Genomic DNA, 13,775 nt, shown 5'->3' with positions numbered 1-13,775 from the left:
GATTTATAATTTGTTATTTAAAAGCTAGTTGTTATCAGCCTTATATTTTGACAGGCCCTCAACCACTTTTCGGTCGTTAGATAGCCGCTGAACTTTGTTTTGTCCACCGAGCTTACCTATTGATTTCATATACTCTAAAAATCCTCCACTTTCCACAGCGGTTACTTTTAAAGTTTGCAGCACCTTACCTACAATAAGGTCATAATAATAACTGTTTTGTTTTTGAAGTGCTGAATCTAATTCTTGTATAAATAGCGCCATATCAGATGGTAATTTCTCAAATTCTATAAACCACTCGTGATAAGGCAATTCATTTTCTTTCGGAGTAATTTGTGGTGCCACCGTAAATTCACTTACACTGGCATCGGTTGCCTTTGTAGCTACCAACATAGCCTCTTCCACTTCTTTGGCAATAACATGCTCCCCAAAAGCAGATATAAAATGTTTTATACGCCCAGAGACCACAATTTTAAAAGGATAAGTTGAAATAAACCGAATGGTATCACCTAGGTTATATGCCCATAACCCAGCATTGGTGGTAATAATCATGACATAATCAACGCCTATCTCAACATCTTTTAAAGTGATTCTTTTAGGGTGTTCGTCAAAAAATTCATCTGATCTTACAAACTCATAAAATATGCCTGCATCTAAAAGCAGCAACATTCCTTTTTCGGTTTGAGAATTCTGATAGGCAAAAAAGCCTTCACTTGCCGGAAACAGTTCTATACTAGCTACCTTTCTACCAATTAACGTCTCAAATTTCTTTCGGTATGGTTCATAGTTTACTCCGCCATAGATAAATAGCTCAAAATTCTTGAATAAATCACCTACATACTCATTGGTATTTTCCTTTAATTTTTCAAAGTACATTTGAACCCATGATGGTATGCCGGCAATTACCGTCATATCTTCATTCTTGGTTTCTTCTACAATGGCATTTACCTTAGTTTCCCAATCTTCAATACAATTGGTTTCCCAACTTGGCATTCTATTTTTCTGCAAATAATTAGGAACATAATGTGCCGAAATACCAGAAAGCCTACCTAATTTTACTCCGTTTTTCTCTGTTAGAACAGGGCTGCCCTGTAAAAATATCATTTTACCGGTTACAAAATCTGCATTACCACTTTCATGTATGTAATTAAGAATGGCATTTCTAGATGCTTTTACTTGTTCTTTAATACTACCTTCTGTAATGGGAATAAATTTTGCTCCAGAAGTAGTACCAGAGGTTTTCGCAAAGTATAATGGTTTTCCCGGCCATAGAATATCTTCTTGCCCAGCGACCGATAAATTCACATAATCCTTCAGCTCTTCATAATCTCTAATAGGAACCTGAGCGATAAAATCGTTATGTGTTTTTACTGTTTTGAAATTGTGGTCTTTACCGAATTTTGTTTCACTGCCTTTAGCAATAAGTTCATTAAAAACTTTTTCTTGGGTTTCAATAGGATTACTGACCCACCTATCGGTTCTTTTAGCGATACGGTGTGCAAATATTTTGGCAGCAATGGTCTTTAAAGACATTTTGTTCTAATTAAAATCTATATAATTTAAAGGATCAATAGGTGTTCCGTTGTCCCAAATTTCAAAATGTAAATGTGGTCCCGTAGTGAATTCACCGGTATTACCGACTGCAGCTATTACTTCACCGCCTCTTACAATATTACCTTGATATTTAGACAAAGAACCATTGTGTTTATACACACTTAACAATCCGCCTTCGTGTTCAATTATAATTACATACCCGGTATCTGCCGTCCATTCAGAAAAAATGACCGTACCGTTTGCAACTGCCTTTACCGGACTATCGGTTTTTGCAGTGATATCCACTGCATAATGTTTTTCATTAGGATTGAAGCCCATGGAGACCGAACCTGAAACGGGAGTAAACAATACCAAGTTCTTCTTATCGATGGTTCTTTCGAATAAGTTGTATTTGTCTTCTAGTGCAACTTCAGCCCGTAATAACGAATCTTCTTTTATGGGGTTTAAATCTACTGAAGCGGGATCTAATTTAAACTGTTGAAAAAGAGAATCTCTATTAACAACGTTATTTTCAATATCACCCTTTAATACCATACGAATATTCTCCAAATACTTATTGGTATAATTTAAAGTTCTAATTAAAGAATCTGTTTTATAGGTAAGTTCTGTAGCTTCCTTTTTCAGTCTAGTAGATGAATAACCCGGTATATATTCTCGTAATGGCGTAAAGGCAATAAGTAGTGTTGTAAGCCCTATTAAGGTAATCATAAATAGTGATCCCGTCACAAATACATTAAGTCTACTTAACTTAAAAGAAATTTTCTCTTCAAAAGTACTTTCGTTTAGTATTACCAAACGATACTTATGAAGAAGCTTCCTTTTTATTTCCTTTCTTTTTTTGACTTTCTTTTTGGCCATCTTAACAAAGATAAACTTAGAATTTAATTTTAGACCTTCTTTAAAATGAATAATTTACAAAGAGTTGTTCAAACTTAAATTAATTACAGCATTCTCTACATTTTACATTCATAAAAAACATCTAAAAATTACCTGCCTAATCACAAATGAAAAATCAATTTTCAACCTTTTTCATTTCCCATATGTAATCAAATTTTATATGTAAGTTTATTCCTACTAATAATTTAAACATCAAATAAATGATTGTATTACCACGCTATATCATCTGTTGACAACAAAAATTACTGTTTACCCGTCTACATAGTTAGATTTGAGTTAAGTGTTAAATCAATCCACTAACCTATCGAAATTAAAACTTGATTATCAAGTACTTAATGATACATCCTCAATCTCATATCAAACAGATTCGTAATTTAAAAAGCTCAACGGTATTAATTGCCGCTTTTTTATTTTTTACGATTATAAACATTGGTTACGCTCAAATAAATAATTCTGACTACCGCGTAGAACTTAGCTCTACTAATATGGGTGTTTGCGGTGGATTAAATGATGGCAGTAGTACTCTTAGCATTGCCGCAAAAGCTGCTCAACTACATACTTTTAAAATTAGTCTTGACCTGCCAGATGGTATTTCCTATAAAACCGGAACAGCAGTTATCGATTCTCAAACCGGCTCTGCGGATTTTATTTTATCGGAATTCGATATTACAGATGTAAATCAACCTATTTTTCAAATTGAAAGACCTTCTAACGCAAATTGGCAAATTTCTGATGTAGTTACATTTACGTTTGAAAAAACAGGAGATTGCGATGCTGTACAATTCTCATACGATGGCGGACTTTTTAAAGATGTACACACCATAAATTACACACAAAATACAACGACTAAAACAGCTAATAATACCGACCTAACATCCAACGGTTACACACTCTTAACAGCATACTTAGCAGTAAATGATATTAGCGCAGTAGATGCCTTTGTAGGCGATATAACCAATAGAAATGTAGTTATTAATAATTCTGGTAACGGCAGCATCTCTCAATTTGACCATATTGTAGAAGTCAGTCCGGGTTTACAAGCCAACTATGAACTTTCTTTTAATGGCACTGTTTTAACACCTTCTATAAGTGGCGATTTCTATTCATATAACATCGATCTAAACTCAGCTCCATTTATGGGTCAAGTGGGTGATGGGGATAATCTTTTTGAAAATGAAGATATCACTTTAGTAGAACAGTTGGTATTAACCAATTGTACAGACAATCAATCTACGACCCATAGTCCTAGATGGGGATGTACCGCTGGTACGTATTGCCAAATTGGAGCTGCAATACCGGGTTTTATTGGTTTCAATCAAGAATGGTCAGATATTTCATTTCAAACAATAAGCGATCCACGCCCACAATGGGATGCCCCTGTAACCTATACATACAGACTAGAAAACGACACAAGTGCAGATAATGCCTATAACGTTAATTTTAATATCGGTTATACTTGGGACAATAGAATGTCTGGCATAGGTTTTAATCCTATGTACGGAGATGATAACGATACAAATAGACAATTATCTAACTTCAGATTTACAGGTGGATCTTCATTTACCCCGGTAAGATGGGAAAACACGACCACAGGAAGCTCTCTAGGTTTAGGGTCTTATCTCGTTGGTCAAGATTTCTTTACTACAGATCCTGACGGACCAGGAGGATTACAAGATTTAGATGGTGATGGTTTCTTTGACGATTTATTACCTGGTGATTTTACAGAAATCAATGTTGATCTATCAATGTTGCAGATAACACCTGCTTGCGACCCTTATGATGCAGAGTACTCAAAAAGTGCTAGCTTAAATATGGATGCCTGGGCGGTAAATACTTGCGGTGGCAGTAATAAGTCCGTCCGTGAAGAGCTAGAAAGACATTATGTAAATAGGGCGGCATTGTTCAATGAAGATTTTCCTGAAGATTATGATTTGGACGCAGAAGACGGTTCTGTTTTCAATCTATCATTTATAGGAAATTTCATTGCCTCAAATCAATCGCCAACCTGTAATGGTATTGAAATGTTTTCTAATGACCCCTCTACTATATACAGAGCGGTTCTTGATATACCTACCGGAGTTTCATTAGACCCTAGTGCAGATGCACGTTATGTACAGGTGGGTAATCAAATTATTTTCACCGAAACCCAACTAGAAGATTTTGAATACAATTCCTTTTGGTTACAAATACCTATTAATTTTTCTTTAAATATTGATTGTAGCACATATACAGGTCCTGAAAATCTATCTTTAGATTATACCACTTCTTACGAAAGTTCATGTTACAGTAAAGATTTACACTGTGGGTCTTTTAATATAACAACTCATTGTCCAAATGCTTGTAGTGCTCCAATGACAACCTCTTTTGATGCAAACAGGACTACCGCAGGGTGGACAGACAACACCATGAGCACCAAAGTGATTTTAGACCCAGATGCTCATGCTACCAAATATTACATGCCTAAAGATGAAATGGTGGTAACTACTAGGGCTGTAATGCAAAATACAACTCAAGATAACTTAGTATTTGAAATGCGATACATCACTGAAACCGGTGAAAACATGGATGATATTATTGGGTTTACAGGCGGAACTATTACCATACATGACCTTTCTTCTGGAACACCACAGACATTTCCTATTACCAATACTCCGGTAATTACCACACAAGACACTAATGACAATCGTTTTACATTAGACTTATCATCTTACCAAACATTAATCTCTCCTACCTATGAATATGGAGAAGGATTGGAAGCTGATGAAATATCTTTAGAGCTTACATTTCAATACAAAGAAGACTTCCCAGATGAAGCTTTCCTGTATCAATTTCATGTATTTCAAGGACGGTTTTATAGCTTGGATAGTTCCAATAATCAAATAGATTGTGGTGCGTATAATGAGAGGGCACACTTCTTCCAAAACGAAATAAATATTACCGCAGACATTGATAATCATACAGACGGGTGCGATGAAAAATGGCTTTACGTAGGTTTAGCGCAAGCTTCATCCGTAGATGACAAATTCCCTGATGAATTTAGACCTCCGTTATTATGGAATTCCACAACCATTGAAATACCAACCGGCATGCACATTAATGATCTTGTAACCAGTTATGGATATCCAAGTCTAATGCCTGAAAATGAAGATGCTACATCATGGAATAATGGATTAGATTATTCTGTATCAGGTAATATTGTTACTATAACACCTGGTACTAGATTTGTACATTTAGATCAAGGCGGAAATAACTATCCTAGTGTCTCGATCAACTTAATAGCAACTAGTGCAACACCTTCAATAAGTTCTCATAATATATCTGTCACTTATGATGAATATGCTTATGCGGATACACCAGTTAGAAAAACAGAAACCGACACTGAAGATTTTACATATAACCAACCTGTTTACTTTTTGTCATCTGATAACCCTACAGAAATAGGCAACTCAGAGTTAGAAGGCTTTACTGTTGATATCTGTAAACAAAACTCCACAGAAATTGTCAACAATTGGCTGCGTGTAGATACCGGCGCAAATTACATGATTACCAATGCGTACTTAGTAGATGGCGTTACAGAAACCGCGCTAACTTTTACAAGTGAAAATGATGTTACCTATATTCAATTTGGTGATATGGAAGATGGATCTTGGGTCTGCAGACAAATTAGGTTTGAAGGCACCTATAATACCAATATTCCAATTGACTTAAGTATTTCACATAATTATGATTGTATAGCCTACCCAACAAGCTATAGTGGTATTTCATATTATGATGAAGAAGTTTTCACATTAAATCCGGTTCCGGCAGCAATTCAATTACAAATATTAAATCAGCCAAGTACAACCGTTGATACGTGTACAGATTTTAATATTACCCTTGAAGCAAGAAACGCTGGAGAAGGAGATTTAATTTCTCCTATTGTCGATTTTGATGTGCCTGGTGATATTTCAGCGCTATTAATCAACGATCTTACAATTGAATACCCTAGAGGATCGGGTAATATAGAAACCTTAACACCAATAATATCCGGAAATAATGTATCCATTAACCTATTAGACCACTCATTTATTGCAGCAATAAATGGTATACCTGGATCATTGAATGCAGCATCTATAGAAGAACAAATTGCTATAATTAGCCTTACTTTAAATGCGCAGTGTAATTATGTGTCTAACACAGGTACGGCATATACAATGTATGGCAATAGTCCTTTTGGGGAACCAGCTACAGGAAGTGGTAGTAGAACATCTGCAAATCCTATTATATTAACTGGTGCAGAACCACCTTACAGCACCAATAACAGTTTATCTGTTTCAAACACCGCAAGATTAGAAGGCTGTGAAGCAGAAACGGTAAGTGTAAATACTATTATTGTTGATGGTGTGTCTGGTAATGATGATTATGTTCGTGTGGTTTTACCAGATGGTATACAATATGTAGCTTCCTCATTTACATCTACCAGTGCTTTACAACTTACTTATGTAGGCACAAGTACAGTAGGTGGTCATCAAGAAATAGAGTTAAAATTACCACAAGGTGCAACATCTGCCGATACTTTAACTTACGGTTTTGATATTAGCAATCAATCGACGAGTTGTACTAGTACAGCCAATATTGATTTAACTACATATGTAACTACAAATGCGTTAAGTTGTATGGGTGTTTCATGTGGTACAACAGAAATTGCAACTGGTAATGCCACTATTCCCGTGGAAACATTTAAATCTGAAATTGCAGTTGCAAATCCTGCGCCACAAGCTACTTATGTAAATAACGGTACGGATTATACGTATGACTTAGATTTTAGCATTGAAAATATTGGAGCATATACTGTAGCATCAGGAGCAACTTACGCTGTTTACTGTACTGATGCTTCTAATAATAAATCTGGTACAGCAATCTACACTGGTAATTTGGACGCCGAGATTATAAGCGGTAATACGATAAATGAAACTGCTTCTTTTACAACGAGTGACTTTTGTGGCGCCGGAGGCAATCTATTAATAGAATTAGAACCTGCCGTTGGAAATTGCTTCTGTAATACGGTAACATTTTTAATTGCCTCAACTGATAACTCCGCAAATCTGTCTTTGAATAAATCTGTGTCGGATACAAATCCTGAAGTGTTCGATGTTATTACGTTTACCATTGATTTGGCAAATGCCGGTCCAAATGATGCAACCAATGTAAGTGTTGAAGATGTTGTTCCTGTTGGGTATACTGTCGATGTTGCTACTATTTCTAATGGTGGAACTTTAACAGGTTCAACTATTACTTGGAATTTAGCGACAGTTACTACTGGCACAACTTCATTAACTTATGATGTATCGGTCAACACACCTACTGGAGCAACGGATGAATATAAAAACATAGCGCAAGTAACCGCAAGTGACCAAACCGATCCTAATTCTAAGCCTAACAATGATGACGGAGATCAATCTGAAGATGATGAAGATTCCGTTGACACCGTGAGCGTTGCTATGCAAGCAGACCTGTCTTTGAATAAATCTGTGTCGGATATAAATCCCGATATTTCGGATGTTATTACGTTTACTATTGATTTGGCAAATGCCGGACCGAACGATGCTACAAATGTTAGTATTGAAGATGTTGTTCCTGTTGGATATACTGTCGATGTTGCTACTATTTCTAATGGTGGAACTTTAACAGGTTCAACTATTACTTGGGATTTAGCAACTGTTACTGTTGGCACAACTTCTTTGACTTATGATGTATCGGTCAATGCACCTACTGGAGCAACAGATGAATATAAAAACATAGCGCAATTAACCGCAAGTGACCAAACAGATCCTAATTCTACTCCGAACAATGATGACGGAGACCAATCTGAAGATGATGAAGATTCCGTTGATACTATATCCATCAATAACGCAGATCTATCATTAATAAAGTCTTTATCATCGGATTCTAATCCTATTCCGAATATAGATGAAAGAATTACTTATGAAATAACGCTAACAAATGCTGGTCCAGATTTAGCTACAGGTATTGTTATTGAAGATTATGTACCCCCTGGGTTAGTTGTTATTGCAACTTCAATATCCGATGGCGGCACCTTTTCAAATGACACCATTACATGGAACATTGCTTCATTAGGTGTAGAAAGTCTAACAATATCCTATAGTGTTGTAGTAAATATACCAAAAGGTACAGAAGGGGAATATAAAAATGTTGCTCAAGTAACCCAAGTAAATGAAGCCGATTCTGATTCTAATGCCAACAACTACGACCCGAATACTCCTAACGAGGATGACGAAAGCGAATATGAAATTAACGCTCCATCAACTGACATTTCAATTGATAAATCAGTCTCTGCAGAATCTGCAGAAATAGGTGATGAAGTTATTTTTACAATTACCGCAAGCAACATTGGAAGTTTAGAAGCAACGAATCTAAGTATTACTGAAAATATACCTAATGGTTTTGTTTTAGTAGAGCAAAATAGTAGTCTAGGAACTTACGATGCAGAAACGGGGTTCTGGGATATATCTGTTCTCTTACCTGGTGAAACCGCAGAACTTCTTTTAACCGTAATAGTACAAGACGCAGAAGACTATACTAATGTAGCCAGTGTAGATTATGTTGATCAAATAGATTCGAATACCAGTAATAATCGGGATGAGGCAACCGTAAACATAAATGAACCTTTAGAAGAAGATTGTTTGGTCATTTTTAATGAGTTTTCGCCAAATGGCGATGGTAGTAATGAATTCTTCTTTATCGAATGTATTGAAGATTACCCAAACAATACCTTACAAGTATTTAATCGTTGGGGAACCTTGGTGTATGAAACTAAAGGATATATAAATGATTGGGACGGTACTTCTCAAGGTAGAGCCACCGTTAATGGAAATGAAAAACTACCGGTAGGTACCTATTATTATATACTAGTACCTAATGAAGATATTAACGATGCAAAAACAGGTTGGTTATATATAACTAGATAAATGCTAGAATGAAGTTAAAAATATACAACATGGTCCCATTGCTCATCTTAATCCTTTTTGGATTAATGAGAGCACATGCACAACAAGAACCGCAGTATACTCAATACAACTATAACACTATGACTGTAAACCCTGCTTATACAGGTTCTAAAGGTCATTTGACCGTTACCACTTTATTTAGAAGTCAGTGGGTAGGTATAGATGGATCGCCTAAAACAATATCACTAGGAATAGATTCCCCATATAATAGCTCTGACGGTATTGGTTTTTCTATTGTACAAGATCAAATAGGGCCTTCCTCAGAGACGTTTTTAGATCTTAATTATGCACATAATATTACTTTGAATAGAAAGGGAGATAAATTAGCTTTAGGTTTAAAAGCCGGCGCTCGTTTTCTTAGTGTAGATTGGTCTAAAGGTACATACAGAGATCCAGATGTTCTTTTCAATGAAAATATAAATAGTGAACTCTTACCATCTGTAGGTGTGGGTTTGTTCTATTATACTGACCATGCTTACCTGGGTTTATCCACACCTAATGTATTATATAACAAACGGTATGATGCCATAGAAGAAGCCGTGGGTACAGAGAGAATGCACCTGTATTTAATAGCCGGTTATGTTTTCAATCTAAACTCTGACATAAAATTTAAGCCTTCAACTTTTGTAAAATATGTTGAGGGAGCACCTATAATTGCGGATTTGTCTTTAAATTTCTTATTTAATGAAACATTGACATTAGGTGTAAATTATAGATGGGATGATTCAATTGGAGCTTTATTGGGCTTTCAAATAAATCCACAATTCAATTTGGGATATACCTATGATTTAACAACTAATAATTTGGGAACCTATAATTCTGGTACACATGAAATATTTCTACGTTACCAATTAATATCTAAAATTACAAGGATTAAATCTCCGCGTTTCTTCTAAATATAATAGTAAACTTAAGGTCTTTATGAATTATACCATATAGTATTTTATGTAAAATTAATCTAAGTAGCTTGTTCTAATAAATAAAAAATCACTTGCTATTAATATTAACAGCAAACTAAGAACTTTTTAGTATCTTTGAAATCCATTTTAAATCATAGTCTTATGACAATATTATCTACTTTTTTGGCCATAGGCGCTCCACAAATCATATTAGTGGTAGTCGTAATTCTACTTTTGTTCGGAGGGAAAAAGATTCCTGAACTAATGAGAGGTTTGGGTAGTGGAATTAAAGAGTTTAAGGATGCTTCCAAAGAAGATGAGCAATTAGAAGAAAAGAAAAAGGAATAAGAAATACATTATCCTTTCCAATAATTTATAAAGCCTTGATATTCAAGGCTTTTTTTATGATTTCAATTTTTTTCTACTTTTTTACGAGATAATAAGAGACCAAAAACATCTACAAAATGGTCAAATTATCGGTTTATCGGCTAAAATTTAGTGATGAAGCTACTAAATACTAATCATTCACGACATAAAAACCCTCTTTCACAACAATTAATATTCAGAATATCGCTTTACTACTAATTTCGTTAGACTTATAGTACTAAAAATCCATAACTAACCGTTGGTACTATACTTAAAACCCCAGTTGACCGTAACGTTCAACTAAGAATTATGTCTATGAGAAGTGTAATAAATTTATTTTTTCTGGTCTTTATCGTTTTTGCCCAAGCTCAAGGTTTTCAAGATGAACTAGAGTCCGATGTATCAAATAACATCGAAAACCCAATAGTATCGGTAGCTGAAGAAAACGACAAAAAAGATTTTCAAAGAGCTGCTGAAGCATTGTCTATTCCATACAGAGCCTTTCATGATATTCCAGAAACTGAAAACGGATACTACGTTGTAGCTGGCACTTTTTCAAAAGACAAAAATCTAAAGTCCCAAATTAAAAAATTAACTAGAAAAGGGTTTAACGCAGGATACTTTCAAAATCCTCAAAACCTATTATATTATTTATACTTAAACCATTATACTTCTTGGGAAGAAGCATTAAACGATTGTTCAACAGAATTTGATAATCGTTACGATGATGAAGTATGGGTTCTTAAAATGATTAACAGTAATATATATAATGAGACAGAAGCTGTTTCTGAATTACCAACAGTATCAGAAATAGAAGCTACCTCAGTATTACAAACAACACCTGTAACTGAATTAGAAACAGAAGCAATACCAGTAGAAGAGGTTTCTTATGAAATGCTTACATCATCTAAAGAGAACGACCCAGCGGTTAAATCTAAACTTATAAAAAGAGCAGATGAGTATTTTGATAAAATGTGGTATGCAGAAGCTGCTAAAATATATGAGCAAGCTTTATCTAAAGGAGAAAAAGCTTATACATATGATGTATTAAAGAAAGCGGGTGATGCCCATTACTTTAATACCGATATGGAAAACGCATATAAATGGTATAACATATTATATACTAAATATGAGTCTGACATGAGTTCTGACTACCTATTTAAGTATGCACACTCTCTTAAAGGTATTGGAAACTACAAAAGGTCTAAACGTCTTTTAAAACTTTACAATAAGAAATTAGCAGGTGAAGAAATTGAGCAAGACATTGAACAAAACGAAATAGTTTTGGACGGACTGTTAAGAATGGAAGAAAGGTTTGATATCGACAACCTAAATATAAATTCTAAGTACTCTGAATTTTCACCTATGTATTATGGTGGTGACGAAATGGTTTATGCATCTGCTAAAGATTCATCTATATTTAATACCAGAAAGTATAAATGGAACAATCAGCCTTATTTAGATTTATTCGTTGCAAAGGTAAATGAAGAGTCTCAAGACTTTAAAGATGCCATTAAGTTCTCTAAAAAAATAAACACTAAATACCACGAAGCTTCTGTAGCGTTCTCTCCAGATAATGAGACCATGTATTTTACTAGAAACAATTATGGTAAAAAATTAAAGAGAGATAAGAATGGTATCAATCACCTTAAAATTTATCGATCTAAAAAAGTAGATGGAGAATGGTCAGAGGCAGAAGAAGTATCTTTTAATAGTGATAACTATTCTACCGGTCACCCTGCATTGAGCCCTGACGGAAAGCAATTATATTTCGTTTCTGATATGCCAGGTAGTATTGGTGATACGGATATTTTTGTAGTAGATGTACTTGAAGATGGTTCTTTCTCTTCTCCAAGAAACCTTGGTCCAGAAATTAATACGGAGCATAAGGAAATGTTTCCTTTCATAAATGACAAGAAATTATATTTCTCATCTGACGGTCATGTAGGTTTAGGTGGTTTAGATGTATTTGAAGTTGCCTTTGATGATGAAGCCGGCTTTTTAGAAGTACGTAATGTAGGTAAGCCCGTTAATAGTAGTAAAGATGACTTTTCATTTATAGTAAACGAAGAAACTCAAAAAGGATATTTCGCATCTAATCGTGATGGCGGTAAGGGCGATGATGATATCTATTCATTTAAAACATTGGAAGTTGAAGAAATACCAACTAGTATAAATGCTATTGCTGGTGTGGTAACAGAATTGATCACTGGTGATTTAATGCCTAATGCATTAGTGGAGCTGCTAGATGAAAACAACATTAAACTTAAAGAAATGGAAACCGATGAAAACGGTAACTTCATTTTCGAAGATTTAGATGCTGATACTAGATATGTATTAAAAACCACCAAAGGTTCATACTTTGACGATACAAGAGAAGCTGCAACTAAAGACAATGAAATTGTCAACGTAGATATCTCAATGAGAAAACTTAATGATATGATCGCTGTTGAAAATGGTATCAAGAAGCTTAAGACAGAGATGATCCACTTTGACTTTGATAAATCATACATACGTGACGATGCTGCTGTAGAACTTAACAAGCTAATTGAAGTAATGAACGATTCGCCAAATATGGTCATAAAAATAGAATCTCATACAGATTCAAGGGGTGCAGCGGTATATAACAAATACTTATCTGACAAACGTGCTAAGTCTACCAGAGACTATATCATTTCTCAAGGTATAGACCCAAGCAGAATTGAAAGCGCTATTGGTTATGGAGAAGAACGATTAATAAACGATTGTGATGGTACCATTCGTTGTACAGAAGAACAACACTACTTAAACCGTAGATCAGAGTTCATAATCGTAGATATGTAATATTAAAATAACATCTATGAAACAAAAGACCCGCTACATAGCGGGTCTTTTGTTTTATATCACATTCAAGGAATTGTACTTTCAAAGTAAATACATTCATGATTGGTTATGCAAGCTGTTATGTATCAACCAACTTGAACATTTGAAATGTGTAGTTAATCTATCATTTTTACAGTTAAAAGATAAGCATCTCAACCGGTTACATTTTATAGAGTAATTGGGTTTTTTACCT

General features: G+C 34.8%; 6 protein-coding genes. 4 read left to right on the top strand and 2 right to left on the bottom strand.

The features are described from left to right. Window positions 1-24: 24 nt before the first annotated feature. Both UH1x_RS08875 and UH1x_RS08870 read right to left on the bottom strand, forming a co-directional pair. Entirely contained in the window at window positions 25-1,530 is a 1,506-nt protein-coding gene (locus tag UH1x_RS08875) for a GH3 family acyl-acid amido synthetase (protein WP_482626243.1), read from the bottom strand. Window positions 1,531-1,536: 6 nt separating this feature from the next. Further along, window positions 1,537-2,409, bottom strand: a complete 873-nt coding sequence (locus UH1x_RS08870) for a M23 family metallopeptidase (protein WP_482626242.1) — start codon at window positions 2,407-2,409, stop codon at window positions 1,537-1,539. A 374-nt stretch (window positions 2,410-2,783) separates the two neighbouring features. Here UH1x_RS08870 and UH1x_RS08865 point away from each other — a divergent pair, with 374 nt between their 5' ends. From UH1x_RS08865 to UH1x_RS08850, 4 genes are all read left to right on the top strand, one after another. Beyond that, entirely contained in the window at window positions 2,784-9,416 is a 6,633-nt protein-coding gene (locus tag UH1x_RS08865) for a T9SS type B sorting domain-containing protein (RefSeq protein WP_482626241.1), read from the top strand. A gap of 8 nt (window positions 9,417-9,424) precedes the next feature. Further along, complete coding sequence (locus UH1x_RS08860) at window positions 9,425-10,351, top strand: PorP/SprF family type IX secretion system membrane protein (RefSeq protein WP_482626240.1); 927 nt, start codon at window positions 9,425-9,427, stop codon at window positions 10,349-10,351. 165 nt (window positions 10,352-10,516) lie between these two features. Further along, window positions 10,517-10,702, top strand: coding sequence for a twin-arginine translocase TatA/TatE family subunit (tatA, locus tag UH1x_RS08855; RefSeq protein WP_073241438.1), 186 nt, complete (start codon window positions 10,517-10,519; stop codon window positions 10,700-10,702). Window positions 10,703-11,035: 333 nt separating this feature from the next. Beyond that, entirely contained in the window at window positions 11,036-13,543 is a 2,508-nt protein-coding gene (locus UH1x_RS08850) for an OmpA family protein (protein ID WP_482626239.1), read from the top strand. The last annotated feature ends 232 nt before the right edge of the window (window positions 13,544-13,775 follow it).

Source organism: Maribacter sp. UH1 (genome assembly GCF_056839145.1).
Note: the sequence above shows the minus strand (reverse complement) of the source record. Positions and strands in the feature narration are given on the sequence as shown.

Bases quoted from the DNA above. Each gene is read 5' to 3' on its own strand.
- UH1x_RS08875 (WP_482626243.1), bottom strand. From the start codon at position 1,530: ATGTCTTTAAAGACCATTGCTGCCAAAATATTTGCACACCGTATCGCT.
- UH1x_RS08870 (WP_482626242.1), bottom strand. From the start codon at position 2,409: ATGGCCAAAAAGAAAGTCAAAAAAAGAAAGGAAATAAAAAGGAAGCTT.
- UH1x_RS08850 (WP_482626239.1), top strand. From the start codon at position 11,036: ATGAGAAGTGTAATAAATTTATTTTTTCTGGTCTTTATCGTTTTTGCC.
- UH1x_RS08865 (WP_482626241.1), top strand. From the start codon at position 2,784: ATGATACATCCTCAATCTCATATCAAACAGATTCGTAATTTAAAAAGC.
- tatA (WP_073241438.1), top strand. From the start codon at position 10,517: ATGACAATATTATCTACTTTTTTGGCCATAGGCGCTCCACAAATCATA.
- UH1x_RS08860 (WP_482626240.1), top strand. From the start codon at position 9,425: ATGAAGTTAAAAATATACAACATGGTCCCATTGCTCATCTTAATCCTT.